Here is a 26,857-nt window from a genome sequence, read left to right as displayed (position 1 = left end):
AGAACCGACCGCATGTACAAACTTGAAGTCCAAGACCTGCATAAACGCTATGGCAGTCACGAAGTGCTCAAGGGCGTGTCCCTGAAAGCGGCAGCCGGCGATGTGATCAGCATCATCGGCTCCAGTGGCTCCGGCAAAAGCACTTTCCTGCGTTGCATCAACCTGCTCGAGCAGCCGCACGCGGGCAAGATCCTGCTCAACAACGAAGAGCTGAAACTGGTAGCGAACAAGGACGGCGCGCTGAAAGCCGCTGATCCGAAACAGCTGCAACGCATGCGCTCGCGCCTGTCGATGGTGTTCCAGCATTTCAACCTGTGGTCGCACATGACCGCGCTGGAAAACATCATGGAAGCGCCGGTCCACGTACTGGGCGTGTCCAAGGCTGAAGCCCGCGAGAAAGCCGAGCACTACCTGAACAAGGTTGGCGTGGCCCATCGTAAAGATGCGTTCCCGGGGCACATGTCCGGTGGCGAGCAGCAGCGTGTGGCGATTGCCCGTGCGCTGGCGATGGAGCCGGAAGTGATGCTGTTCGACGAACCGACTTCGGCGCTCGACCCGGAACTGGTCGGCGACGTGCTGAAAGTCATGCAGGCCCTTGCTCAGGAAGGCCGCACCATGGTCGTGGTCACACACGAAATGGGCTTCGCCCGTGAAGTGTCGAACCAGTTGGTGTTCCTGCACAAAGGTGTCGTGGAAGAGAGCGGCAACCCGCGCGAAGTGCTGGTCAATCCGCAATCCGAGCGCTTGCAGCAGTTTCTCTCGGGCAGCTTGAAGTAATCAGAGCTGCCGATATGCACCCGAATAGTGCATGCTTCGCAGCCTGAAGGCTGGCTCCGATCCCCTGTAGGAGCTGCCGAAGGCTGCGATCTTTTGATCTTCACAACAAGATCAAAAGATCGCAGTCTCGTTTCACTCGACAGCTCCTGCAGTGGGAGCTTCGCAGGTTTCGAGATTTGCGTTCATTTACGGGCTAGCATTGGCCCATGCCTTCATCACCGTTCTTCGTTTCGGATTGCCCGCCCATGACTGCCCATCGAATTGGTTTCCTGATTTGGCCCAGCACTAAAGCTTTGACGCTGGCGCTGGCGGAGGAGGCCTTGCGTGTTGCTCAGCGGGTGCATCCGGAGGTGGTTTACGAATTGTCGTTCCTCCAGGCCGAAACCGTGACAGACGTTGCGGCCGAGGGGGCGTGGCAACTGCCGGGCGAGGCGTGGACCGGCAAGCTGGAAAACTTCCAGAAACTGTTCCTGCTCGCCGACGAGCCGCCTACCACCCTGGCCCCGGCCCTCAGCAGCGCGCTCAAGCAACTGGTGCGGGCCGGTTGCGTGATCGGTGGTCTGTCGGCCGGTGTCTATCCGTTGGCGCAGCTCGGTCTGCTCGACGGTTATCGCGCGGCTGTGCACTGGCGCTGGCAGGACGATTTCGCTGAACGTTTTCCGAAAGTCATCGCCACCAGTCACTTGTTCGACTGGGATCGCGATCGCCTGACCGCGTGTGGCGGCATGTCGGTACTCGACCTGTTGCTGGCGGTGCTGGCCCGTGATCATGGGGCAGAACTGGCCGGTGCGGTGTCCGAAGAACTGGTGGTCGAGCGCATCCGCGAGGGCGGTGAACGCCAGCGCATTCCACTGCAGAACCGCCTCGGTTCCAGCCATCCGAAGCTCACCCAGGCGGTGTTGCTGATGGAAGCCAACATCGAAGAGCCGCTGACCACCGACGAAATCGCTCAGCACGTGTGCGTGTCCCGTCGGCAGCTGGAGCGGATCTTCAAGCAATACCTCAACCGCGTGCCGAGCCAGTACTACTTGGAACTGCGCCTGAACAAGGCCCGGCAGATGTTGATGCAAACCAGCAAGTCGATCATCCAGATCGGCCTGTCCTGCGGTTTCTCCTCGGGGCCGCATTTCTCCAGCGCCTATCGCAACTTCTTCGGCGCCACGCCGCGCGAAGATCGCAACCAGCGGCGCAGCAGCAGTCCGTTCGAACTGTCGTCAGTGCCGCCGGAGCGCGGTTGACGCACCCCGGCAGAACCCGCTGAACGTCACTCATCGACCCCGGAATCTTCGGACGTGGACACCTCCATTTCCGCCCGTTCGATGACGGCTTCCACGCCAAAATCGATGCGGTGCTTTTTGAAGTAGGCGATCAGCCGTTGCACGCTGAGCTCAGAGAGCGGATTGCCGCGCAGGCTGAATTTGTCCGCACGCTCTTCTGGCAACTCCAGGATATCGCTGGGAACCTGGGTGATCGCGTTGTCGCTCATGTCGGCGATTTCCAGGTGTTCGAGTTGCAGCAAGCCCGGCGGCAGGCTGGTGATGCCGCTGTTGTCCAGCATCAGCGTTTGCAGATGGGTCATCTGGCTGACATCCGGGGTCTCGCCCAACGGGTTGTCACTCAGGTCCAGGTGATCCAGACGCTCCATTTGCGCAAGCTCCAGGGCGTTTTGCGGCGTGAGCGTCAACTCGCAGTGTGAAAGCGACAAATAGCTCAGCTTGGCCATGCGAAACACCGCCGGCGGAATGTGTTCAAGCCGATATTGATAAATCGTCAGTCCTCTGAGGCTGGTAAACGTCTCGACAAACCTGTCGATTCCAAACGTCTGGCCCGGCAGGCTTCTGAGGTACAGATGGGTGACATGGCTGAAATCGGCATTGAGTACGGGCAAATCACCGCGGATGATCGTCGCCAGGTTCAAGTCATGCAGTGGCTGGAGGTTCTCATCCGGTTCGTCTTGCTCGGTTTCCCGGCGCCAGCACTGTTCAATGAGCGATTTGAATTCGTGACGTGCGGCGTGCTCGTTCAGCACTTGCTCAATCGTGAAGGGCTCGCCACTGATAGGGTGCAAGGCCGGGTGGTCGGTCGCCCAATTGGCGAGGTTGCTACTCAAGTCGCTGTATTCGCGCTCAAGCCGTGCAAGTTCGATTCGACCCTCGGCCAGGGTGCCGGGTAGCAGATAGAAAAATTCACTGGCCTGTTCCAGATCCATGTGTGTGTACAGCGCCTGTACGCGCAGCAGATCAGCCTGTTCGGCCATTACGCCGAAGTCCTGGCGGGTGTCGTTGAAATGGCTTTTGATGCGCTCCCGGTCTGCGCTGGCAATCGGATTGCCGCTCAGATCGAAGCCTTCCGGAACGTTGTTGGGCAGCTCGAAAAGGGCGGGAGACAACGACCGGATCTGGTTGTCGTTGAGCAGCGCGGTGCGCAATAGCGGGCGCGTGAGCAGGCCGGGTGGCAGTTCGGAAATGCCGGTCTCCGACACATCGATGTAATTGAGTCGGGGCATTTTTTCGACATTGGGGGTGAGCCCGAGCGGGTTCCTGAACAGGTCCAGGGTTCTCAGGTGAGTCAAGGCCGCCAGTGTTGTGTGGCTCTCGGCTGTCAGGGTGATGCTGCAGTCGCTGAGAATCAGCTCGCGCAGTTGCGGTGACCGGCTGATCGACTCCGGCAGGCTGCCCAGCTGGAAATTGCGCAGCGCCAGACGATGCAGGCCGGAGAAGCAGTTCAGAAACCCGTGTATACCCTGAGTGCTGCCGACCCCCTCAATGGTCAGGTAGTCCACGTGACTGAAGTTCACCTCCAGCTGTGGCAGCTCTCCGATGATTGACTGTGACAGGCGTAGATCGATGGTCTGTTCGGTGTTCTCCGGCAAGGAAACCTGCTGCTTCCAGCAGTCCAGGATGTCGACCCGCATCTGCCGTCGGCGATGACGCTGGATCGCATATTGCTCGGTGGTGAGGCGGGCGCCGGACTGCGGATGAACGAGGGGAATGCCCTCAGTCCACGGACTCAGCACCGCGTCGAGGCGGTTGCGTTCAGCGATCAAACGGCTGAGTTCCATTCGCGGGCCGCCCGGATGGCGTTGCAGGCGCTCGACGAATGCATTGAGTTCCTCGGGCAGCAAGTGCGGCAGTAGCCAGTGGGCATGGGCGTGCAGCGTCGGCGTATTGGTAGGCATGCGCCGATAGCCACTGGTACCGCCACGCAGGCGCATCACGGTGGGATCGTAAGCGGGTTTGTGAATCGGATTCTGCGACAACAGCTCCAGCAACCCTTGACGGTCGAGCGCGTGGTCACGAATCAGTTGCTTGAGCTGCAGGTCTTGCGTGATGTGGATGTTCAGCGCCGAACGTTCTGCGTCGGGCAGGGCATGCAGCAGGCTTGAATACAGTGAACCCGGCGCGCTGAGCGACTCACCGGTAGCGTCGAATGGCTGATAGTCGCCTTGTTCGGTCAGTACCAGCACTTTGCGAATGAGCGCGTCCTGCGCGCCGAGGCTGTCGATCAGTTGCCCGCTATAAGTGTAATGCCTGAGCTCCAGTCGTATGGTCTGCGACCAGCCCGGCAACCGAGGCAAGGAATGGAGGGCCAGCCGATCGGTATCCAGATTATTGACTGTCGCTTGCAGCTCCAGTCCTTCGAGGGCTCGGGTTACGCGCACTTGCAGGCCCATCTCCTGGGTCAGAGCGGCCAGTCTTGCGGAGAGTGTTCCGCGCTGTACTTGCAGGTATTCGGCATCACTTGCCGTTTCCAGTATCGATTGCGCCAACGCCTTCGGCAGGCCGGGTTCGGCATCCATCAGTACCTGTACCGGCGGGCTGGCACCGCGCTGTAACTGACGATATCGATCCTCGAACAGGCTTTGGCGTTTGCGCTTTGCCAGCTCGGCGACGCTGCGCCGCAGGCTAGTTGCGCGGGCCTCGGCCGAGGGTGCGGGCGTATGCAGGGCTTCGCTCAATAGCCGCCTTCGTTGCGATTCTGTCAGGCGTTGCAGACAGGTCTTGAGCAGGTCGCGATCGTCCAGTCGTGAACCCTCGATTTGTACGAAGGGCACATCGGCGCCGGGGCTGCGCCACAGGGTTCTGCCCTGACGGTCGATCAGTTGCAGGCCTCGGTCGGCAGGCCAGTAGCCGTGGTCGAAAAGCAGTTGCAGTTGGGTGGCCGGGTCGGCCTTGAGGTAATCCTCGGCATTCGAGCTGCCAATCTGCTCGATGAACAATTGAATGTCCTGATCGATCTGCCAGCGCTGCAGCGTGTCACTGAGTAAGGGTGGCAATTGATCGCGCTCGACGTGCATCTGGCGCAAGGTGTTTTCCTCGCAGCCACTGATATTCAGCAGGCGCTCCCGCAGAGCGGCGGGAAGGCGCTGCATCTGCGCACTGCTGCGGCTCAGCACGGTGGCGCGATCCCAAGCCAGTGGCTGGTCAATTTCGGTTTGCCAGGCGCCTGCGGTGTTGTGCCTGAGTGCGGGTTTGTAAGCCTCGGGGCGCTTCGGATGGTCGATGCGATGGGCGCCCGTTTCGGGGTCAACGCTGACGGCATACAACTTGTCTTCCAGAGCCAGCAGGCTCTTGCCCAGGTGGGTTTGCAGGCCCAGTGCATCGGTTCTGGCGTCTTTGGGCAGCGTGCCAGACCACTCGTAAGGGCGCAGGTCGGGTTTCCAGTAGCGGGTCTTGCCATTGGCCGTTTTCACCGGAATGAAGCGGTCGATGAACTGGACGACATCGGCAGGCAACAGCGCGCGAAACTCGCTGACGGCGATAGCGCCGCCGGCGGCGAAAGTGCCGACCTGCACCATGGACTCCACGACGCCGATCAAATGCGCGAACGCTTCGCGGGGGTGTCCTTCGGCCCAGTCGACGATGCTTTCGAACGTCTCGTCGAGCAGTTGGCAGGCCGTGTAGGCAAGCATCAGCTCGCCGAGAAATGGCACGAATGGCAAGGCGACAAACGCGACGAGGTTGAGCAGCGACTGTGCGATGTCCGTGAAGGAATCCCAGAGTGCCCAGCGCGCCTTGCGATCGACCATGGCCGTCGAGACGGCGATGACGCGGGCATCGTTGAGCATCTTGTCGAGCTTGCGCTGGTAGAGATACACCCACAGCTCACCCCGGATCGGGGTCGCGACGATCTGTGTAAAAGGCCGCACGGCCGGATGCTCGCGCCAGGTCGGGCGTGGATCACCGGCCGGTACGGGTTGCCAGGTGACGGGGCTGAGCAAGGCCCGCAACTGACCGAAGAAAGCGCCGCGCTCGGCGTGATCGATGAAACGGCTGAAGAAGACTTGATAGTCCGGATCGCGCAAGCGTCGCGCCAGATCCTCAGCGAAGGCAGCGGAACTGGCGTATTCCTTGACCGGATGTTGCGGGTCATCGGGAATGTAAACCACGACTCTCGCTGTTGCGTTTGCAGCTTCAAGATTCGGCGCGAACAGTACGATGCCGGTGAGGCTGACTTTCATCATCGTCAGCGCATGGCAATGCCACGCCTGACGATTGAGGCGCAAATGCTGCAAGCCATCGAGCAGCCCGAGAATCAGGCGATGGATATCGGCCCCCAGCAGCTTTTGCATGTAGGCCATTTGCAGGGCGGCGACCAGTGCGGCTTTGTCACTCGTGCAAACCTGCGGTTGCAGCACGGCTGCGACCAGCGGATTGCTGATGCCCAGATTGTCTTGCAGATAACTGTTGTAGCGGCGGCCGATATCCAGCTCGCGACACAGGCGGGTGAAGGCAGGGATCGGCATCGCCTTGAGGATGTTCGGCAGCACGCTGAACTGACCGTCAGGCGAGGGTTGGCTGACATAACCCGAGGTGGACTCAAAGGCGTCAGCGCTGGTCTCGCTGCTTTCAAAATTGTGCAGCGCGGCGTCCAGCAACGAGACGGTCCAGGCGCGTGCGGCGCCGGATTTGATGCGCAGCCACGGAACATGGTCGGGCAGGTACAGGCGCAGGAAGGTCTGCCGGACATCCAGATTCAAGCCAAAGCGCTTTGCCAGTTCGGCGCGCAGCAGCGGTTCGGCGAACGCTTTGGCGTCCTGCAACCGGGCAAGGCTTCGTTCGACGCGGTTGTGTGCGGTCCAGTGCGCGGCATTCAGCGCGCGCAGTTTTGCATGCTCGGTGCGTGATGCCTGTTTGAGGTTGGCGGGCAGCAGCGGACTGGCCCGTTTCAATGCCGTGCGCTTGTGTGCCGCAGCCTGAATCAGCCATGTCGGGATGGCCTGGAGCAGCGGTTGATAGTGTGCGTCCTGCCTGGGTAGCAGTAGTGGGTCGGGCAGAGTCGCGAGGGCGGGTGTGGTTTCTTGAATCATGGGGTGAGGCCGTTTGCCTGGAGAAAGGTCCCTAGCAAACACTGGCCGTTGATTCGATGTGCGGTACATATATACCGCACGCCACAAAACTCTCTTGATTAAGATCCCCGGTACGTCTGCGCAAATGGCGGCGTGCAGTTTAAACTGCGCCTTTGCGACGCTATATGTCGCATTGCCGTAAACCCGGGAAAATCCGGGGTTTGCGCTATAAGAAGTTGTCGCTTGGCGGCAAGGCCGGGCTGAAAACTGTCCTTACAATCCCCCCATCGCTCGCCAGTTTCAGGCGGGTGTTCCTCTTCAGGAGACTCCGATGTCCGTTGAGCACGCTGCGGTACAACGCGCCGATTTCGACCAGGTAATGGTTCCCAACTACGCGCCTGCCGCTTTCATTCCGGTGCGTGGCGCCGGTTCCCGCGTCTGGGACCAGAGCGGTCGCGAGCTGATCGACTTCGCCGGCGGGATTGCCGTAAACGTATTGGGCCACGCGCATCCGGCGCTGGTCGGTGCCTTGACCGAGCAAGCGAACAAGCTGTGGCACGTGTCTAACGTGTTCACCAATGAGCCGGCCCTGCGCCTGGCGCACAAGCTGATCGACGCCACGTTCGCCGAGCGCGTGTTCTTCTGCAACTCCGGCGCCGAAGCCAACGAGGCCGCGTTCAAGCTGGCCCGTCGCGTGGCGTTCGACCGTTTCGGCAGCGAGAAGTACGAGATCATCGCCGCGCTCAACAGCTTCCACGGTCGTACCCTGTTCACCGTCAACGTCGGTGGCCAGTCGAAGTACTCCGACGGTTTCGGTCCGAAAATCACCGGCATCACTCACGTCCCTTACAACGATCTGGCCGCGCTTAAAGCGGCGGTGTCCGACAAGACCTGTGCGGTCGTGCTGGAACCGATCCAGGGCGAGGGCGGCGTGCTGCCGGCCGAGCTGGCTTACCTGCAAGGTGCCCGCGAACTGTGCGACGCGCACAACGCGCTGTTGGTGTTCGACGAAGTGCAGACCGGCATGGGCCGTACCGGTCACCTGTTTGCCTACCAGCATTACGGCGTGACTCCGGACATCCTGACCAGCGCCAAGAGCCTGGGCGGTGGTTTCCCGATCGCCGCGATGCTGACCACTGAAGCGCTGGCCAAACATCTGGTCGTCGGCACCCACGGCACCACCTACGGCGGCAACCCGCTGGCGTGCGCCGTTGCCGAGGCAGTGATCGACGTGATCAACACCCCTGAGGTGCTGAGCGGCGTCAACGCCAAGCACGACAAATTCAAGACCCGCCTGCAGCAGATCGGCGAGAAGTACGGCCTGTTCACTCAGGTGCGTGGCCTCGGTCTGTTGATCGGTTGTGTGCTGAGCGATGCCTGGAAGGGCAAGGCCAAAGACATCTTCAACGCCGCTGAAAAAGAAGGCCTGATGATTCTGCAGGCCGGCCCGGACGTGATCCGTTTCGCCCCGAGCCTGGTGGTGGAAGACGCCGATATCGACGCCGGTCTGGACCGCTTCGAACGCGCCGCAGCAGCACTGACGCAAGCCTGATAGACCCTTCGACGCCTGACTACTTCAGGCGTCGATCAAAATTTTAATGCCGGACCCGATCCACTGTAGGAGTGAGCCTTTGTGGTGAGGGGATTTATCCCCGATGGGCAGCGAAGCGGCCCCCAAAATCTTGGGGCTGCTGCGCAACCCATCGGGGATAAATCCCCTCACCACAGGGCCCGCTCCCACAATGTCCGGTGTTTTTTCTGTGATTTTTATAAGAGAAAAGGAGTGACACCATGCTGGTGATGCGCCCTGCGCAAATGGCTGATCTGGGCGAGGTACAGCGTCTGGCTGCGGACAGTCCGATTGGTGTCACTTCCTTGCCGGATGACGTGGAACGTCTGAGCGACAAGATCGCTGCGAGCGAAGCCTCGTTCGCCGCCGAAGTGAGCTTCAACGGTGAAGAGAGCTACTTCTTCGTCCTCGAAGACACCGCCACCGGCAAACTGGTCGGCTGCTCGGCCATCGTTGCTTCGGCCGGTTATTCGGAGCCGTTCTACAGCTTCCGCAACGAGACCTTCGTCCACGCCTCCCGCGAGCTGAAGATCCACAACAAGATCCACGTGCTCTCGCAATGCCACGACCTGACCGGCAACAGCTTGCTGACCAGTTTCTACGTGCAGCGTGAGCTGGTGGGGTCGCCGTGGGCCGAGCTCAACTCCCGTGGTCGCCTGCTGTTCGTCGCCAGCCACCCGGAGCGTTTCGCTGATTCGGTGGTGACCGAGATCGTCGGCTACAGCGACGAAAACGGTGACTCGCCATTCTGGGACGCGATCGGGCGCAACTTCTTCGACCTCAACTACGCCGAGGCCGAACGCCTGTGTGGCCTGAAGAGCCGCACGTTCCTCGCCGAACTGATGCCGCATTACCCGATCTACGTGCCGCTGCTGCCGGATTCCGCTCAAGAAGCGATGGGCCAGGTGCACCCGCGTGCGCAGATCACTTTCGACATCCTGATGCGCGAAGGCTTCGAGACCGATCACTACATCGACATTTTCGACGGTGGCCCGACCCTGCATGCGCGTGTTTCGGGGATCCGTTCGATCGCCCAGAGCCGTGTAGTGCCGGTGAAGATCGGCGAGCCGGTCAAAGGCGCCGGGCGCCAGTATCTGGTGGCCAACGCGCAGTTGCAGGATTACCGCGCGGTGCTGCTGGAACTGGATTACGCGCCGGGCAAACCGGTGACCCTGGATCTGGAAGCAGCCGAAGCCCTGGGCGTCGGTGAAGGTGCCAGCGTGCGCCTGGTGGCGGTTTAACGCCTTAGCGAGTTTCACGGGTGGCGAAGGCGGCCCGTTTGAGGAGATAGCATGATTGTTCGTCCCGTACGCAGCAGCGATTTATCCGCGCTGATCGACCTGGCCCGCAGCACCGGCACCGGCCTGACCACGTTGCCGGCCAACGAAGAGCGCCTGACCCACCGGGTCGGCTGGGCCGAGAAGACCTTTCGCGGCGAAGCCGGCCGTGGCGACGCGGACTACCTGTTCGTGCTCGAAGACGACAACGGTCGCGTGGTGGGGATTTCCGCCATCGCCGGCGCGGTCGGTCTGCGTGAGCCGTGGTACAACTTCCGCGTCGGCCTGACCGTCAGCGCCTCGCAAGAACTGAACATCTATCGCGAGATTCCGACGCTGTTCCTCGCCAACGACCTGACTGGCAACTCCGAGCTGTGCTCGCTGTTCCTGCACGCCGATTACCGCACCGGCCTGAACGGCCGCATGCTGTCCAAGGCGCGCATGCTGTTCATCGCCGAGTTCCCGGAACTGTTCGGCAACAAGATCATCGCCGAGATGCGCGGCGTCTCCGACGAAGCCGGTCGTTCGCCGTTCTGGGAAAGCCTGGGTCGGCACTTCTTCAAGATGGAATTCAGCCAGGCTGATTACCTGACCGGGGTCGGCAACAAAGCGTTCATCGCCGAACTGATGCCGAAGTTCCCGCTGTACACCTGCTTCCTGTCGCCGGATGCGCGCAACGTCATCGGTCAGGTACACCCGGACACGGAGCCTGCGCTGGCGATGCTCAAGAGCGAAGGTTTCAGCTATCAGGGCTACGTCGACATCTTCGACGCCGGCCCGGCCATCGAGTGCGAAACCAGCAAGATCCGCGCAGTCCGCGACAGCGAAGCGCTGGTGCTGGCGATTGGTACGCCGGGCGATGACGCCACGCCGTTCATCATCCATAACCGCAAGCGCGAAGACTGCCGCATCACGGCTGCGCCGGCCCGCCTGGCCGCCGGCACGCTAGTGGTCGATCCGCAGACCGCCAAACGTCTTCAACTCAACGCTGGCGATCAAGTGCGCGCCGTGGCGTTGTCTGCTGCTCGGGAGTCGAAATAATGAATTCGCTATACATCGCAGGTGAATGGCTGGCCGGTCAGGGCGAAGCTTTTCAATCACTGAACCCGGTGACCCAGCAAGTACTGTGGTCGGGGGAGGGTGCTACCGCCGCTCAGGTCGAGTCCGCCGTGCAGGCTGCGCGTCAGGCTTTCCCGGGCTGGGCGCGGCGCTCGCTGGACGAGCGTATCAGCGTGCTCGAAGCTTTCGCTGCGGCACTGAAAAACCACAGCGACGAACTGGCCCGCACCATCGGTGAGGAAACCGGCAAGCCCCTGTGGGAGGCCGCGACCGAAGTCACCAGCATGGTCAACAAGATCGCGATCTCGGTGCAGAGCTACCGCGAACGCACCGGCGAGAAGAGCGGCCCGCTGGGCGACGCCACCGCCGTGCTGCGCCACAAGCCACACGGTGTGGTGGCGGTGTTTGGTCCTTACAACTTCCCGGGTCATTTGCCGAACGGGCACATCGTGCCGGCGCTGCTGGCCGGTAACAGCGTGCTGTTCAAGCCAAGCGAGCTGACGCCGAAAGTCGCCGAGCTGACGGTCAAGTGCTGGATCGAAGCCGGTCTGCCGGCCGGCGTATTGAACCTGCTGCAAGGTGCTCGCGAAACCGGCATCGCGCTGGCGGCGAACCCGGGCATCGACGGTCTGTTCTTCACCGGTTCGAGCCGTACCGGCAATCACCTGCACCAGCAGTTCGCCGGGCGTCCGGACAAGATTCTTGCGCTGGAAATGGGCGGCAACAACCCGCTGGTGGTCGATCAGGTGGCTGATCTGGACGCGGCGGTGTACACGATCATTCAGTCGGCGTTCATCTCCGCCGGTCAGCGCTGCACGTGTGCGCGCCGGTTGCTGGTGCCGCAAGGCGCGTGGGGCGACAGCCTGCTCAAGCGTCTGGTGGAAGTCAGCGCGACCATCGAAGTCGGTGCGTTCGATCAGCAGCCGGCGCCGTTCATGGGCTCGGTGATTTCCCTTGGCGCGGCGAAAGCGCTGATGGATGCCCAGCAACACCTGCTGGCCAATGGCGCGGTGTCGCTGCTGGCGATGACTCAGCCACAGGCGCAGTCGGCCTTGCTGACTCCGGGCATTCTGGATGTGACCGCCGTGGCTGAGCGTCCAGACGAAGAACTGTTCGGCCCGTTGCTGCAGGTGATTCGCTACGCCGATTTCGCTGCGGCGATCGCTGAGGCCAACGACACCGCTTATGGCCTGGCGGCTGGTTTGCTGTCGGATTCCGAAGCGCGTTATCAGCAGTTCTGGCTGGAAAGCCGCGCCGGCATCGTCAACTGGAACAAACAACTGACCGGTGCGGCGAGCAGCGCGCCGTTCGGCGGCGTCGGGGCTTCGGGCAACCATCGCGCCAGCGCTTACTACGCGGCGGATTACTGCGCGTACCCGGTGGCCTCGCTGGAAACGTCGAGCCTGGTGTTGCCTGCGGCCCTGACGCCTGGCATCAAAATGGTGTGATGCCTATCGCTGGCAAGCCAGCTCCCACAGGATCGCAGGCGTTCACACATTTTGTGTCCGACGCGATCACTGTGGGAGCTGGCTTGCCAGCGATGGCCGCGCCGCGGTCTCAAAGAATAGTTACTGAAGCCTATAACAACAGATTCTCGTGGAGCCTCGCTGATGAAATCCTATGAAGTCAATTTTGACGGTCTAGTGGGGCCGACCCATAACTACGGTGGTCTGTCCTACGGCAACGTTGCGTCCCAGAGCAACAGCCAGCAATCCTCGAACCCGAAGGAAGCGGCGCTGCAAGGTCTGGCGAAAATGAAAGCGCTGATGGAAATGGGCTTTCAGCAAGGCGTGCTGGCGCCGCAGGAGCGTCCGGACGTGGCCGCTCTGCGCCGTCTGGGTTTCAGTGGCAGCGACGCGCAAGTGATCGAGCGTGCAGCGAAAGAAGCCATGCCGTTGCTGGTCGCCAGTTGTTCGGCATCGAGCATGTGGGTGGCCAACGCCGCCACTGTCAGCCCGAGTGCCGACACCGCTGACGGTCGCGTGCATTTCACCGCCGCCAACCTCAACTGCAAATACCACCGCAGCATCGAACACCCGACCACCAGCCGCGTGCTCGGTGCGATGTTCGCCGATCAGCAGCACTTCGCCCATCACGCCGCGTTGCCGGCGGTGGCGCAGTTCGGTGACGAAGGCGCGGCCAACCACACGCGTTTCTGCCGTGAGTACGGCGAGGCCGGTGTCGAGTTCTTCGTGTTCGGTCGCAGTGCCTTCGACACTCGCTACCCAGCGCCGCAGAAGTACCCGGCGCGCCAGACTCTGGAAGCCTCGCAAGCGGTAGCGCGTCTGCACGGTCTGCGTGACGAAGGCGTGGTTTACGCGCAGCAGAACCCGGCGGTGATCGACCAGGGCGTATTCCACAACGACGTGATCGCGGTGGGTAACGGCGAGGTGCTGTTCTATCACGAGGACGCGTTCCTCGACACCGAGCAGATGCTGGCCGAGTTGCAGGGCAAACTGGCCAAGGTCGGCGGCAAGTTCCAGTCGGTCTGCGTGCCGCGTTCGGCGGTCACCGTGGACGATGCGGTGCGCTCCTACCTGTTCAACAGCCAGTTGCTGTCGCGTCCTGATGGCTCGATGCTGCTGATCGTGCCGGAAGAATGCCGTGGCAACGAGCGCGTGTGGAACTACCTGCAAGGTCTGACCAGCTCCGGCGGGCTGATCCGCGAAGTCAAAGTCTTCGACCTCAAGCAGAGCATGCAGAACGGCGGTGGCCCGGCGTGCCTGCGACTGCGCGTCGCGCTCAACGAAACCGAGCTGGCGGCCGTCAACCCAGGGGTTATCATGACGGCCCCGTTGTACGGTTCGTTGACCGCATGGGTTGAAAAGCACTACCGCGACCGCCTGAGCGAAACCGATCTGGCGGACCCGCAGTTGCTGCTTGAATGCCGGACGGCACTGGATGAACTGACGCAAATCCTTAAACTGGGCGCGGTTTATCCATTCCAGATCAATTGATGGCCGGCGCGTCGTCTGAACGCGACGCGCGGCTTGTCTCCCCAAGAGAGTAAAAACATGAGCGATTCCCTGCAGCTGATCCTTGAAGACACCGACGGCACGCAACTGCAAACCTCGTGCACCCGCGTCGCGGTCATGTGGCAAGGCAAAGAGCTGTGGATCCAGCAGGACGGCCGTGGCCAGCTGCTGATCGGCGTGGACGTCGAAGAAGGTGATGCCGAGTACGCCAACCTGCTGCTGCGCCCATTGGCAACTAATCTGGTAAGTCTGCAACTGGAAATGGAGCCGGCTGAAGTCGGTGACGAAGACCACGTGCACGGCCCGGATTGCAACCACGATCACTAAGGAAACCGCTCTATGCTCGCCCTCGGCAAACTGCTTGAACTGACCCTCGCCGGCCGCGAACCGGCGGAGAAGACTCAACTGACTGTCGAAGGCGTGCGCATGCGCTGGTTGAGCGAGGGTGCGCTGGAAGTCCGGCCACCCGAAGCGCGTGACAATGGTCTGGACCTGCTGCTGTCGGCAGGTATCCACGGCAATGAAACAGCGCCGATCGAGTTGCTCGATCGGCTGCTGCATGACATCGCTCGCGGCGATCTGAAGCCGCGTGCACGCATTCTGTTCCTGTTCGGCAACCCGGAAGCGATCCGCAAGGGCGAGCGCTTCGTCGAGCAGGACGTCAATCGGCTGTTCAACGGCCGGCATGAACAAACCAGCGGTTCGGAAGCCATCCGCGCCTGCGAGCTGGAACGGCTGGCGGCGAGCTTCTTCAGCTTGCCGGATCGTCAGCGTCTGCACTACGACCTGCACACCGCGATTCGTGGTTCGAAGATCGAGCAGTTCGCGCTGTACCCGTGGAAAGACGGTCGCCAGCATTCGCGCCGCGAACTGGCGCGCCTGCGTGCCGCCGGGATGGAAGCGGTGCTGCTGCAGAACAAGCCGTCGATCGTTTTCAGCTCGTACACCTACGACAAACTCGGTGCCGAGGCTTTCACCCTGGAACTGGGCAAGGCGCGGCCGTTCGGGCAGAACGAAGGGGTGGATGTTTCACGTCTGGAAACTCGTCTGAAGCAGATCATCGAAGGCAATGAGCCGGATCTGGCAGCAGAGGGACTGGATGGTTTGCAGCTGTTCAGCGTCGCCCGGGAAATCATCAAGCACAGCGATGCGTTCCGCCTGAACCTGCCAGCGGACATCGAAAACTTTTCTGAATTGGATGTGGGTTATGTGCTGGCCGAAGATCTGGCCAATACCCGCTGGGTCATCGAGGAAGAGGGCGCGCGGATCATCTTCCCTAATCCCAAGGTCAAGAACGGCTTGCGCGCGGGCATCCTGATCGTACCGGCCACCGACGAAAACCTCGCCTGACAAAAATCCCTGTAGGAGCTGCCGAAGGCTGCGATCTTTTGATCTTGTTTTTAGAAGATCAACAGATCGCAGCCTCGTTTCACTCGACAGCTCCTACAGGGGAGCGTTGTGGTCAGACCGCTACAGCACGCGGCTCACTGCGACGCAACGCACGAACCTTCTGCAGCGTATCCGCGCAAGTCCGCGCCGCTTCCTGACCCTTGTGCACGAAGTGCTCGAAGAAGAACTTCTGATGTTCTTCACCGGCATGGAAGTGATGCGGGGTCAGGGACACCGAGAACACTGGCACTTCGGTTTCCAGTTGCACCTGCATCAGGCCGCTGACCACTGACTGGGCAACGAACTCGTGACGGTAGATGCCGCCGTCCACGACCAGAGCCGCCGCGACGATGCCGGCATAACGGCCGGTTTTGGCCAGCAACTTGGCGTGCAGGGGCATTTCAAAGGCGCCGCCGACTTCGAAGAAATCGATGTCCGATTCCTGATAACCCTGGGCCAGCATTTCGGCGACGAAGCCTTTACGGCTCTGGTCGACGATTTCCTTGTGCCAGCAGGCCTGGATGAACGCAACGCGCTCGCCGTGAGGGTGTTTGCTTTTGCTGTCGATAGCGGTGGGTTGCATGTTCTGACTCCTGTTTGTGTGAAAAACAGGGCGTTATGAATTGAAAGGGATTCAAGGGTACGCACGAGCACACAAGCGCGCGGGCGGCCCTTTGGCGTCAATCCCGTTCTCTCTTCATCCGGACTATGACCGTCGGCCCCGGAATCACACCGGGTCTGCTGACCTTGTCGCCGATCACAGCCTTTGCCGTGTTCGTCGCCAAGCGCTCGCGGGCTATGCGCATTGCGCGCAATTACCGCCGGTGGGGAATTGCACCCCGCCCTGAGAACGTTTTTGCCGCCCTTTCTCGGACGGCGCAGCGTTTTTATCACAGATCGGCAAGCGGTGCATTGCGCCTTTGTGATGATTGCTATCGGTTTTTTTGAACGCTCGTGGTGAGAATTCTTGCGCCAAGGGTTGATTAATCGGCGCCATGACCGCAGTAATCCACCTTCGAAAAGGGATTCCCCTGCTGACCAGAGGCCAGGTTCATGAGCGTTATCGATCTTCGCAGCGACACCGTCACCCAACCGACTCCTGCCATGCTCGACGCGATGACGGCGGCGGCCACTGGTGACGATGTGTACGGCGAAGATCCGACGGTCAATCGTCTGGAGGCGGAACTGGCAAAACGCCTGGGGTTCGCCGCCGCGCTGTTCGTGCCGACCGGCACCATGAGCAATCTGCTGGGCCTGATGGCGCACTGCGAACGTGGCGACGAATACATCGTCGGCCAGCAGGCGCACACTTATAAGTACGAAGGGGGTGGCGCGGCGGTACTCGGCTCGATCCAGCCGCAGCCGCTGGAAGTGCAGGCCGACGGTTCGCTGGATCTGGATCAGGTCGCGGCAGCGATCAAACCGGATGACTTCCATTTCGCCCGTACCCGTCTGCTGGCGCTGGAAAACACCATGCAGGGCAAAGTGTTGTCGCTGGAGTATCTGGCCCGCGCCCGCCGCTTCACTCAGGATAAAGGCTTGCAACTGCACCTCGATGGCGCACGCCTTTACAACGCCGCGGTCAAGCTGGGCGTCGATGCACGGGAAATCACTCAGCACTTTGATTCGGTGTCGGTGTGCCTGTCCAAAGGCCTCGGCGCGCCGGTCGGTTCGGTGCTATGTGGCACTGAGCGACTGATCGGCAAGGCCCGCCGCCTGCGCAAAATGGTCGGCGGCGGCATGCGTCAGGCCGGGTTGCTGGCAGCGGCGGGGCTGTATGCGCTGGATCACCACGTTGAGCGCCTGGCGGATGACCATGCCAACGCCCTGTTTTTGGCCGAAGGCTTGCGCGAGGCCGGGTTCAGCGTCGAGCCGGTGCAGACCAACATGGTTTACGTGCAAATGGGCGATCAGGCTGAAGCGCTCAAGGCGTTTGCCGCCGAACGCGGGATCAAGTTGAGCGCCGCGGCGCGCTTGCGCATGGTCACGCACATGGACGTCAGTCGCTCGCAAATCGAGCAAGTGATCGCGACATTCGTCGAGTTTTCGCGCAAGTGACAGCGTTAGCCGTCCAATTGACCGTTACTATCGTATAAACACGCTGTACCCCGCGCGAAGGGCCGATATAATGCGGCCCTTTGCCGTCGTTTCGTCTGTTGACGTTTCGTACAGGCCTTTGGCCGCAGCCTCCGTGGAAGAACCTAATGAAAAGCGCAGAAATCCGTGAAGCCTTCCTTCGCTTCTTCGAAGAGCAAGGCCACACCCGTGTAGCCTCCAGCTCTTTGATTCCGGGCAACGACCCAACCCTGCTGTTCACCAACGCGGGGATGAACCAGTTCAAGGACTGCTTCCTGGGCCAGGAAAAGCGCGCGTACACCCGCGCAACCAGCAGCCAGAAGTGCGTGCGTGCCGGTGGCAAGAACAGTGACCTGGAAAACGTCGGTTATACCGCTCGTCACCACACCTTCTTCGAAATGCTCGGTAACTTCAGCTTCGGTGACTATTTCAAGCACGACGCGATTACCTTCGCCTGGACCTTCCTGACCGGCGTTCTGAAACTGCCGAAGGAAAAACTCTGGGTCACCGTCTACGCCTCCGACGACGAAGCGTATGACATCTGGACCAAAGAAATCGGCGTGCCGGTCGAGCGCATGATCCGCATCGGCGACAACAAAGGTGCGCCTTACGCCTCCGACAACTTCTGGACCATGGGCGATACCGGCCCGTGCGGCCCATGCACCGAGATTTTCTACGATCACGGCGACCACATCTGGGGCGGCCCACCGGGTTCGCCGGAAGAAGACGGCGACCGTTACATCGAGATCTGGAACAACGTGTTCATGCAGTTCAACCGCACCGCCGATGGCGTGTTGCATCCGTTGCCAGCGCCGTCGGTCGACACCGGCATGGGCCTGGAGCGGATCAGTGCGGTGATGCAGCACGTCAATTCCAACTACGACATCGACCTGTTCAAGAACCTGCTCAAAGCCTCGGCTGAAGCGATCGGCTGCGAAAATGGCGACCAGTCGTCGCTGAAAGTGGTGTCCGACCACATCCGTTCCTGCGGTTTCCTGATCGCCGACGGCGTGCTGCCGTCCAACGAAGGTCGCGGCTACGTGCTGCGCCGGATCATTCGTCGCGCCTGCCGTCACGGCAACAAGCTGGGCGCTACCGGCAGCTTCTTCTACAAGATCGTCGCTGCGCTGGTCGCCGAGATGGGTGAAGCCTTCCCGGAACTGAAGAAGCAGCAGAGCAACATCGAGCGCGTACTCAAGGCCGAAGAAGAGCAGTTCTCCAAGACCCTGGAGCACGGCCTGAAGATCCTCGAGCAGGATCTGCTGGAACTCAAAGGCACCGTGGTGCCGGGCGACGTAGTGTTCAAACTCTACGACACCTACGGTTTCCCGATGGACCTGACGGCCGACATCGCTCGCGAGCGCGGCCTGACTGTGGACGAAGTCGGCTTCGAGCGTGAAATGGAAGCCCAGCGTGTTCGTGCGCGTTCGGCCAGCTCGTTCGGTCTGGACTACAACACCCTGGTCAAGGTTGATGTGGCCACCGAGTTCACCGGTTACAAAGACACCAGCGGTTCGGCAAAAATCGTCGCTATCTATAAAGATGGTCAGTCGGTCGACGTCTTGAGTGAAGGCGAAGAGGCGGTAATCGTGCTGAACCAGACGCCGTTCTACGCTGAATCCGGCGGTCAGATCGGCGACTGCGGTTTCCTCCAGGCGGGCAACGCGCGTTTCGACGTCCGTGACACCACCAAGACCGGCGGCGCCTTCCTGCACCACGGCGTGCTGGATTCCGGCAGCCTGACCATTGGCGCGCCAGTGGAAACCCACGTCGATGCCGAAGTGCGTCACGCGACCTCGCTGAACCACTCGGCCACCCACTTGCTGCACGCTGCATTGCGTCAGGTGTTGGGCGAGCACGTTCAGCAGAAGGGTTCGTTGGTGGATAGCCAGCGTCTGCGCTTCGACTTCAGCCACTTTGAAGCGATCAAGCCTGAGCAGATCAAAGCGCTGGAAGACATCGTCAACGCCGAGATCCGCAAGAACTCCGCGGTTGAAACCGAAGAAACCGACATCGAGACCGCCAAGCAGAAAGGCGCGATGGCGCTGTTCGGCGAGAAGTACGGCGACAACGTGCGCGTGCTGAGCATGGGCGGCGATTTCTCCGTCGAGCTGTGTGGCGGTATCCACGCCAACCGTACCGGCGACATCGGCCTGCTGAAAATCATCAGCGAAGGCGGTGTGGCATCGGGTGTGCGTCGTATCGAGGCAGTCACCGGTGCTGCGGCACTGGCCTACTTGAACGCTGCAGAAGAACAACTCAAGGAAGCGGCCAACCTGGTCAAGGGCAGCCGCGACAATCTGATCGACAAGCTGTCGGCCGTGCTGGAGCGCAACCGCGCGCTGGAAAAGCAACTCGAGCAGTTGCAGGCCAAGGCTGCCAGCGCCGCGGGCGACGATCTGTCGAACTCGGCAGTCGACGTCAAGGGCGTGAAGGTTCTGGCCGCACGTCTGGATGGTCAGGATGGCAAGGCGCTGCTGGCGCTGGTCGATCAGCTGAAAAACAAACTCGGCCGCGCAGTGATCCTGCTCGGCAGTGTCCATGAGGAAAAGGTCGTACTGGTTGCAGGCGTAACCAAAGACCTGACTGGCCAACTCAAAGCCGGTGATTTGATGAAACAGGCTGCTGCGGCAGTGGGCGGGAAGGGCGGTGGTCGTCCGGACATGGCGCAGGGCGGCGGTGTCGACGCCGGCGCACTGGATGGCGCGCTGGCGCTGACCGTTCCATTCGTCGAGCAGGGTTTATAAGACGGCCCGTCTGGCCCGCAGTCTAGTGGCGGGCCCGGCGGCTGTTCGAGTGATTATTGGGCGCCCTTCATGGGCAGAGGCGGCTTTGAAATGGCTTTGATCGTACAGAAATTTGGAGGCACCTCGGTCGGCACTGTCGAGAGAATCGAGCAGGTCGCCGACAAGGTTAAGAAATTCCGCGATGCCGGCGATGACCTGGTGGTTGTGCTGTCTGCAATGAGCGGCGAAACCAACCGTCTGATCGATCTGGCCAAGCAAATCAGTGGCGACGTGCAACCGGTTCCGCGTGAACTGGACGTGATCGTTTCCACCGGTGAGCAGGTGACGATTGCCCTGCTGGCCATGGCGCTGATCAAGCGTGGTGTGCCGGCGGTGTCGTACACCGGTAATCAGGTGCGGATCCTGACGGACAGTGCGCACAATAAAGCGCGTATCTTGCAGATTGATGACCAGAAGATTCGCGGTGATCTGAAAGCAGGTCGCGTGGTGGTTGTCGCCGGTTTCCAGGGCGTCGACGAGCACGGCAACATTACCACCCTCGGCCGTGGCGGTTCCGACACCACAGGCGTGGCACTGGCGGCTGCATTGAAGGCTGACGAGTGCCAGATCTACACCGACGTCGATGGTGTCTACACCACTGACCCGCGTGTGGTGCCGGTCGCTCAGCGTCTGGACAAGATCACCTTCGAAGAGATGCTGGAAATGGCCAGCCTCGGTTCCAAGGTGCTGCAGATCCGTGCGGTGGAATTCGCCGGCAAGTACAACGTTCCGCTGCGCGTACTGCACAGCTTCAAGGAGGGTCCGGGCACCCTCATTACTATTGATGAAGAGGAAACCATGGAACAGCCGATCATTTCCGGCATCGCTTTCAACCGCGATGAAGCCAAGCTGACCATCCGTGGCGTGCCAGACACCCCGGGCGTGGCGTTCAAGATTCTCGGCCCGATCAGTGCCGCGAACATCGAAGTCGACATGATCGTGCAGAACGTTGCGCACGATAACACCACCGACTTCACCTTCACCGTGCACCGCAACGACTACCAGGCAGCACAGACCGTGCTGGAAAACACCGCTCGCGAGATCGGTGCCCGGGAAGTGGTGGGCGACACGAAGATTGCCAAGGTCTCGATCGTCGGCGTCGGCATGCGTTCCCACGCAGGCGTGGCCAGCCGCATGTTCGAATCCCTGGCCAAGGAAAGCATCAACATCCAGATGATCTCGACGTCGGAAATCAAGGTTTCCGTGGTGATCGAAGAGAAGTATCTGGAGCTGGCCGTGCGCGCCCTGCACACGGCTTTCGAACTGGACGCTCCGGCCCGTCAGGGCGAGTAATCCGGTCACCTGAAGGGCGCGGTCTGACCGCGCCCTTTATTTTTGAATGGCGCGAGCCCCTGAACTGTTCTTTTGCTCGCGCTGGTCAATACTCAGGCATGTAGGGCTACGATCGCTCCGGTTGTAGGTCGGGTGCCTTTTTTTTGCAGACTGTTGTCCCTGAAATGAAATGCGTGAGGAGAAAGGTATGCTGATTCTGACTCGTCGGTGCGCAGAAAGCCTGATTATCGGTGATGGCGAAATCACCGTGACCGTGCTCGGCGTCAAAGGAAATCAAGTGCGTATCGGCGTCAACGCCCCGAAAGAGGTTGCCGTGCACCGTGAGGAAATTTACCTGCGTATAAAGAAAGAGAAGGACGAAGAACCAAGCCATTAATTTTTATCGATTTTTATGTTTGCAAACGGGGAAGAAGGTGGTTAATATACGCCCCGTGTTGCGGAGAGCTGGCCGAGTGGCCGAAGGCGCTCCCCTGCTAAGGGAGTACACCTCAAAAGGGTGTCGGGGGTTCGAATCCCCCGTTCTCCGCCATTATTTGCTTAGTACGTTGTAATCTGGCTTTTTCTGTAAGTTGTTGAATTTATTAGAAAAAGTGGTTGGAATAGAGATTAGACGGGCTATAATGCGGCGCAACAAATGCACTCGTAGCTCAGCTGGATAGAGTACTCGGCTACGAACCGAGCGGTCACAGGTTCGAATCCTGTCGAGTGCACCATTTAAGAGTTGTTTATAGCGATATAAAGAACTCGGTTTCAGCCAGTTGTGGTCTGGTTTAAAAACACAAATGCACTCGTAGCTCAGCTGGATAGAGTACTCGGCTACGAACCGAGCGGTCACAGGTTCGAATCCTGTCGAGTGCACCATTTAAGAGTCGTTTGTAGCAATACAGGCAACTCGGCTTCAACCAGTTGTGATCTGGTCTAAAAACACAAAATGCACTCGTAGCTCAGCTGGATAGAGTACTCGGCTACGAACCGAGCGGTCACAGGTTCGAATCCTGTCGAGTGCACCATATTCAAGAAGCCCGCGTTTAACGCGGGCTTTTTGTTGTCTGCGATTTGGCTTTTCCTTTTACACATCCCTTCTCGTCAAAATCGACTTGAGCACTGCGGCCTCGTTTCAGGTCATAGCGATAGCTCGTTGTCGACGTCCGAATGTTCACCTTGTCCGGTTTGCCGAGCGCGCTTTCGACATCCTGTTGGCTCATGCCGGCAATCACTCGTTGATTGATGATCGCTGCGCGGCGCTGCCTGGCATCGATCAGGTTTCCACATTTATCCTCCAGGCGGCCAACGATGCCCGGTTCACGTCCCCTGATTGTCATACCGGATATTTCCTCGTGGTTGTGTTCCGGCATGATCGGTACGACGGACCCGGGCGAGTAAGGGTGAACCTGTTGCTCTGAAAGCTGCTCGTCGCTCGCACAGCTCAGGGTCGTGAAGGTGATGCCGCCGTCGACAGCCTCGCAGCGGTGAAGGGTGGTGGCGGCTCCGGCGGGTGGCAGGCAGAGCAGGCTGGCGACTACAAAAAGGGATGTTCTGGATAGCATTCGACGTCCTCCATGACGGTCTACGCTCAAGGGTAGTCGCTACATTTTTCAACGCCGGTGTGTTTTCTTTTCAAGATGAGTCGTCGCATCTGCACGGGTCAGGACAGCGCTCAACTTTGTCGCGCAAGCACTTGTTTCGACCGCGATTTTTTAACGTTTAAAACCGTCAGGCGGTGTATCATTGCGCCCGTCAGCCCCGCCGGGGCTTATGGAAAACCTCCATGGACTTACCCAGTAGTTACTTAGTAGCCCGTTTCACCAATCATGAATTGACTGATTGATCCTTCCGGCGTGCCCCGCTGCTGGGAGTGGAGTTCGCCTATGTCCGAAATCGAAGTAAAGAAAACCCAGGAAAGCCTGCAGGATCGCCTGGCTCAGGTCGTTGAGCTGCTGCAGCGCCAGAAGGTCGTCGAAGACCTGACTCATCGCCAGGAAGGCGCGCATCACGACCGGGTCGAGAACCTGGTTCACCGGCAAAATCTCGTCGAACTGCAACGCAAACTCGATGATCTGCACTCCGCCGACGTTGCCTACATTCTTGAAGCCTTGCCGCTGGACGACCGTCTGACGCTCTGGCAACTGGTCAAGGCTGATCGCGACGGCGACATTCTTCTCGAAGTATCCGATTCCGTTCGGGAAACGCTGATCGCCGACATGGACGATCACGAGCTCCTGGCTGCGGCCAAGGACATGGACGCCGACGAACTTGCTGACCTGGCCTCCGAGCTGCCGCGAGACGTTGTCCATGAGCTGATGGAGACGCTCGACCAGCAACAACGCGAGCGCGTGCGTTCGGCCCTGTCCTATGACGAGGAGCAGGTCGGTGCGCTGATGGACTTCGAGATGGTGACCATCCGTGAGGACGTCAGCCTCGAAGTGGTTCTGCGTTACCTGCGTCGGCTCAAAGAGCTGCCGGGCCACACCGACAAACTGTTCGTGGTCGATTACGACGGCGTGCTCAAGGGCGTACTGCCGATCAAGCGTCTGCTGGTCAACGACCCGGAGAAACAGGTTGCTGAAGTCATGGCCAGCGATCCGGTGAGTTTTCATCCGGACGAAGACGCCTATGACGCGGCTCAGGCGTTCGAGCGTTACGACTTGATCTCGGCCCCGGTGGTCGACAAGAACGGCAAGCTGATCGGCCGTCTGACCATCGACGAAATGGTCGACCTGATTCGTGAAGAGAGTGAAAGCGAAGTCCTCAACATGGCGGGTCTGCGTGAAGAGGAAGACATCTTCGCCTCCGTCTGGAAATCCCTGCGCAACCGTTGGGCGTGGCTGGCAATCAACCTGATCACTGCCTTTGTCGCGTCGCGGGTGATCGGTCTGTTCGAAGGCTCGATCGAGAAGCTGGTGGCGCTGGCGGCGCTGATGCCGATCGTGGCGGGTATCGGCGGCAACTCCGGTAACCAGACGATCACCATGATCGTGCGTGCCATGGCGCTCGACCAGGTCAGCACCGGCAACACCTCGCGTTTGATGCGCAAGGAGCTGGCGGTAGCGTTGATCAACGGTCTGGTCTGGGGCGGGGTGATCGGTGTGGTCGCCTATCTGCTTTACGGCAGTTGGTCGCTGGGTGTGGTGATGACGGCGGCGATGACCCTCAACCTGCTGCTCGCGGCGCTGATGGGAGTGTTGATCCCGATGACGCTGGCCAAAATGGGTCGCGACCCGGCGATGGGCGCCAGTGTGATGATCACGGCCATGACCGACAGCGGTGGCTTCTTCATCTTCCTGGGGTTGGCGACGATCTTCCTGCTCTGATTCTCTGCAATGCAAAAGCCCGCCAATTGGCGGGCTTTTTTATGCCTGTGTATTTATCTGTAGTGAGGGGATAAATCCGCTCGCTACAAAGACTGCCTCGGATTGTCGTTATTAAAATCCGGGCAAAAAAAAGCCAGCACTTAAGCTGGCTTGAGATGTTCGGTGTGGCTCAGGACGCGTCTGCGGCCATTTCGGCGTCGTGAGCGATCAGCGACACCAGGGCGTTCTGTTGACGGTGCGACAGCTGACGGAAGCGTTGCAGCAGCTCACGCTCGTGCAGCGAAAGCTCCGGGCTGTCCAGGCGCATGCTCAGCTCTTCGCCCAGTGCGCCTTCCTGAATAAGACTCTGCTCAAGGCGCGCAATGATTTCGGAGTTCATGCTGCGATGATGATTGCGAGCCACCTCGGCAATGCGTTCACGCATCCCGTCTGGCAGACGTACGACGAACTTGTCAGCCGTACGGCTGGAATAAATTGCCTGTTTCAATGGGCGCATATATTTAACCGGTTAGTTCAGGGGAGCGGTTCTCGGGATTGGCCGCAGGATGTGTGATAGGACAAGCATCCGCGCCAAATGGTTCAACCTGAATTGTTAAGAGGCCCGCATCATGCCTCAAAATTGCCAGATCATTGGCGTCAATTCTGTGACAAATATTGAGCTGGGTAAAGGCGTAATGCCAGCACCAATTATCAGAAATGCGGACTGGTTTGAAAACTTTGCCTTGGTCCGCATCAATGACCGCTTCCGGGTGCACATCTGTTGATGTCCGAAGACGTCAGAACGTGCATGCTATGCGGCTTTCAATCCTTGTTCCTTACCTGTACAGGATAGTGGCAATTTGCCGATTTACTAGGGCAAACACCCGTTGGAGGGCGTTTTCAGGATGGATGGCAGGCTTATTTATCTGATGGGACCCTCCGGTTCAGGCAAGGACAGCCTGATCGAGGCCGCGCGTGAGCCTTTGCGTGAGTTGAACTGCGAAATCATCCGCAGAGTGATTACCCGATCAGCGGAATCGGTGGGTGAGGATGCCATCGGCGTGACGCCCGAAGAGTTCGAGCGACGCCAGCAAGCCGGGGATTTCGCGCTGGCCTGGCAGGCCAATGGGCTGGCTTATGGCATCCTGGCAGAAATGGACGAGCGGTTACGGACTGGACGATCTGTGCTGGTGAACGGCTCACGCGCCAATCTGCGTCAGGCGCTTGAGCGCTATCCGACGCTGCTGCCGGTGCTTCTGACGGTCAAGGACGAGGTCTTGCGTGAGCGCCTGCTCAGGCGGGGCCGGGAGACGCCTGAGCAGATTGACGCGAGGCTGGCGCGCAATACGCTTTTCAGGGACAGAAGGGCAACTGACTTGCTCGTGCACATGATCGACAACTCGGGCGACCTGGCGGACGCCGTCAAGCAACTGCTGGACTTGATCCGGCTTAACGCAGCACCGGATCAAACTTGATCCTGCGCCCAGCCACCAGGGCCAGTACAAACAACACCGCAAACACGCCGCAGCCAATCAGGGGCAGGGTGACTGAGGTTTCCTCGAACAGCGAAAAATGCACAACGCCACTCAATAAGGCGAGGATCAGAAATCCTGCGGCTGATTTGGACATGCTGTACTCCTGAAGATATTTCAAAAAACCAGACGTTCGGTTTCGCGCGTCGGCTGTGCTTGCTCAGGCTCATTGACTGCCTGTGCTGCGAAGTCGCTCTGATCGCTCAGCACCGCCCACTGCGGCGCCTTCTGCACCTGCAAGTAATGCGGCATGCGCTGGGCCACCGGTTCAGCACGCTCGGGAACAAAATGAAAGCCGACCAAAACCGCCAGTGCGATAGCGTTTGCGAGCAGGAGAGTGCTGTTCATGGGGCGGACTCCGTTTGTGCTGTTGTGAGAACAGACAAAGCAGCCGTCGTGCCAACAGTCTAACTGCTGTTAAGTCCTTTAAAAACAAGGATTTGCAAGGTTTTTTCATAAGGCGCGGGTTGCAATCTGCAATGATGGCTTTTTGAGGTAGTGCAAATTGCACGGTAAATGTTCTCGCAACCTTGCAGGGCGCCTG

21 protein-coding genes, 4 tRNA genes and 1 riboswitch are annotated in these 26,857 nt (G+C 60.0%); of the genes, 19 read left to right on the top strand and 6 right to left on the bottom strand.

Annotated elements, in window-relative coordinates:
* The first annotated feature begins 12 nt into the window (after positions 1-12).
* Positions 13-777, top strand: coding sequence for an ABC transporter ATP-binding protein (locus tag JN524_RS05875; protein WP_003227281.1), 765 nt, complete (start codon positions 13-15; stop codon positions 775-777).
* 245 nt (positions 778-1,022) lie between these two features.
* On the top strand, positions 1,023-2,015 hold the full coding sequence (gene argR, locus JN524_RS05870) for a transcriptional regulator ArgR (RefSeq protein WP_027612635.1): 993 nt from the start codon (positions 1,023-1,025) through the stop codon (positions 2,013-2,015).
* A gap of 26 nt (positions 2,016-2,041) precedes the next feature.
* Here the strand turns inward: argR and JN524_RS05865 are convergent, their stop codons facing one another.
* Entirely contained in the window at positions 2,042-7,087 is a 5,046-nt protein-coding gene (locus tag JN524_RS05865; protein ID WP_202368787.1) for a leucine-rich repeat domain-containing protein, read from the bottom strand.
* A 310-nt stretch (positions 7,088-7,397) separates the two neighbouring features.
* Here JN524_RS05865 and JN524_RS05860 point away from each other — a divergent pair, with 310 nt between their 5' ends.
* From JN524_RS05860 to astE, 7 genes are all read left to right on the top strand, one after another.
* Positions 7,398-8,618, top strand: coding sequence for an aspartate aminotransferase family protein (locus JN524_RS05860; protein ID WP_097085830.1), 1,221 nt, complete (start codon positions 7,398-7,400; stop codon positions 8,616-8,618).
* A 239-nt stretch (positions 8,619-8,857) separates the two neighbouring features.
* Positions 8,858-9,877, top strand: a complete 1,020-nt coding sequence (gene aruF, locus JN524_RS05855) for an arginine/ornithine succinyltransferase subunit alpha (protein WP_025112905.1) — start codon at positions 8,858-8,860, stop codon at positions 9,875-9,877.
* A 51-nt stretch (positions 9,878-9,928) separates the two neighbouring features.
* Positions 9,929-10,954, top strand: coding sequence for an arginine N-succinyltransferase (astA, locus tag JN524_RS05850; protein WP_003227276.1), 1,026 nt, complete (start codon positions 9,929-9,931; stop codon positions 10,952-10,954).
* Entirely contained in the window at positions 10,951-12,420 is a 1,470-nt protein-coding gene (gene astD / locus JN524_RS05845) for a succinylglutamate-semialdehyde dehydrogenase (RefSeq protein ID WP_202369029.1), read from the top strand. Before astA ends, astD begins: the two co-directional genes overlap by 4 nt.
* A gap of 162 nt (positions 12,421-12,582) precedes the next feature.
* Complete coding sequence (astB, locus tag JN524_RS05840) at positions 12,583-13,929, top strand: N-succinylarginine dihydrolase (RefSeq protein ID WP_103368966.1); 1,347 nt, start codon at positions 12,583-12,585, stop codon at positions 13,927-13,929.
* Between the two features lie 57 nt (positions 13,930-13,986).
* Positions 13,987-14,274, top strand: coding sequence for a topoisomerase II (locus JN524_RS05835; protein ID WP_096795018.1), 288 nt, complete (start codon positions 13,987-13,989; stop codon positions 14,272-14,274).
* 12 nt (positions 14,275-14,286) lie between these two features.
* A complete protein-coding gene (astE, locus tag JN524_RS05830; RefSeq protein WP_202368786.1) occupies positions 14,287-15,297 on the top strand; it encodes a succinylglutamate desuccinylase in 1,011 nt (336 codons plus the stop codon).
* A 112-nt stretch (positions 15,298-15,409) separates the two neighbouring features.
* Here astE and JN524_RS05825 read toward each other — a convergent pair whose 3' ends face one another.
* Positions 15,410-15,919, bottom strand: coding sequence for a 6,7-dimethyl-8-ribityllumazine synthase (locus tag JN524_RS05825; RefSeq protein WP_047295837.1), 510 nt, complete (start codon positions 15,917-15,919; stop codon positions 15,410-15,412).
* A gap of 101 nt (positions 15,920-16,020) precedes the next feature.
* Positions 16,021-16,192: riboswitch (FMN riboswitch) on the bottom strand.
* Positions 16,193-16,389: 197 nt separating this feature from the next.
* On the opposite strand from JN524_RS05825, the gene ltaE reads away from it, so the two are divergent.
* The 8 genes from ltaE to JN524_RS05785 all read left to right on the top strand — a co-directional run bounded on the left by ltaE (position 16,390) and on the right by JN524_RS05785 (position 22,501).
* Positions 16,390-17,394 (top strand): low-specificity L-threonine aldolase, encoded by a 1,005-nt coding sequence (ltaE, locus tag JN524_RS05820; RefSeq protein WP_202368785.1) that lies wholly within the window; start codon positions 16,390-16,392, stop codon positions 17,392-17,394.
* A 146-nt stretch (positions 17,395-17,540) separates the two neighbouring features.
* Positions 17,541-20,159, top strand: a complete 2,619-nt coding sequence (gene alaS, locus JN524_RS05815) for an alanine--tRNA ligase (RefSeq protein WP_027612645.1) — start codon at positions 17,541-17,543, stop codon at positions 20,157-20,159.
* Between the two features lie 90 nt (positions 20,160-20,249).
* Complete coding sequence (locus tag JN524_RS05810; RefSeq protein ID WP_025112914.1) at positions 20,250-21,491, top strand: aspartate kinase; 1,242 nt, start codon at positions 20,250-20,252, stop codon at positions 21,489-21,491.
* A 187-nt stretch (positions 21,492-21,678) separates the two neighbouring features.
* Entirely contained in the window at positions 21,679-21,867 is a 189-nt protein-coding gene (csrA, locus tag JN524_RS05805; protein WP_002554426.1) for a carbon storage regulator CsrA, read from the top strand.
* A 62-nt stretch (positions 21,868-21,929) separates the two neighbouring features.
* Positions 21,930-22,020 (top strand) — tRNA-Ser (locus tag JN524_RS05800).
* 107 nt (positions 22,021-22,127) lie between these two features.
* Positions 22,128-22,204 (top strand) — tRNA-Arg (locus JN524_RS05795).
* Positions 22,205-22,275: 71 nt separating this feature from the next.
* A tRNA-Arg gene (locus tag JN524_RS05790) sits at positions 22,276-22,352 on the top strand.
* A 72-nt stretch (positions 22,353-22,424) separates the two neighbouring features.
* A tRNA-Arg gene (locus JN524_RS05785) sits at positions 22,425-22,501 on the top strand.
* A gap of 18 nt (positions 22,502-22,519) precedes the next feature.
* On the opposite strand, the gene JN524_RS05780 is transcribed toward JN524_RS05785, so the two are convergent.
* On the bottom strand, positions 22,520-23,038 hold the full coding sequence (locus tag JN524_RS05780) for a cell envelope protein SmpA (protein ID WP_202368784.1): 519 nt from the start codon (positions 23,036-23,038) through the stop codon (positions 22,520-22,522).
* Between the two features lie 321 nt (positions 23,039-23,359).
* On the opposite strand from JN524_RS05780, the gene mgtE reads away from it, so the two are divergent.
* Positions 23,360-24,802 carry a magnesium transporter gene (gene mgtE, locus JN524_RS05775; protein WP_007963078.1) on the top strand — a complete coding sequence of 481 codons (1,443 nt, stop codon included), beginning with the start codon at positions 23,360-23,362 and terminating at the stop codon, positions 24,800-24,802.
* 169 nt (positions 24,803-24,971) lie between these two features.
* On the opposite strand, the gene JN524_RS05770 is transcribed toward mgtE, so the two are convergent.
* Positions 24,972-25,298 (bottom strand): Arc family DNA-binding protein, encoded by a 327-nt coding sequence (locus JN524_RS05770; RefSeq protein ID WP_003178899.1) that lies wholly within the window; start codon positions 25,296-25,298, stop codon positions 24,972-24,974.
* 388 nt (positions 25,299-25,686) lie between these two features.
* Between JN524_RS05770 and phnN the strand changes: the two genes are divergently transcribed.
* Positions 25,687-26,256 carry a phosphonate metabolism protein/1,5-bisphosphokinase (PRPP-forming) PhnN gene (gene phnN / locus JN524_RS05765; protein ID WP_202368783.1) on the top strand — a complete coding sequence of 190 codons (570 nt, stop codon included), beginning with the start codon at positions 25,687-25,689 and terminating at the stop codon, positions 26,254-26,256.
* Here phnN and JN524_RS05760 read toward each other — a convergent pair.
* Positions 26,231-26,410: a PA3371 family protein gene (locus JN524_RS05760; RefSeq protein WP_097085814.1), complete on the bottom strand. Its 180-nt coding sequence runs from the start codon at positions 26,408-26,410 to the stop codon at positions 26,231-26,233. The two genes, phnN and JN524_RS05760, sit on opposite strands and share 26 nt — an antisense overlap.
* Before the next feature lie 20 nt (positions 26,411-26,430).
* Entirely contained in the window at positions 26,431-26,661 is a 231-nt protein-coding gene (locus JN524_RS05755; protein WP_202368782.1) for a hypothetical protein, read from the bottom strand.
* Positions 26,662-26,857 lie beyond the last annotated feature (196 nt).

It is taken from the genome of Pseudomonas sp. MWU318, from assembly GCF_016756945.1.
Lineage (GTDB): Bacteria > Pseudomonadota > Gammaproteobacteria > Pseudomonadales > Pseudomonadaceae > Aquipseudomonas > Aquipseudomonas putida_A.
The sequence above is the reverse complement of the archived record's forward strand: the minus strand, read 5'-3'. Positions and strand labels throughout refer to the sequence as shown.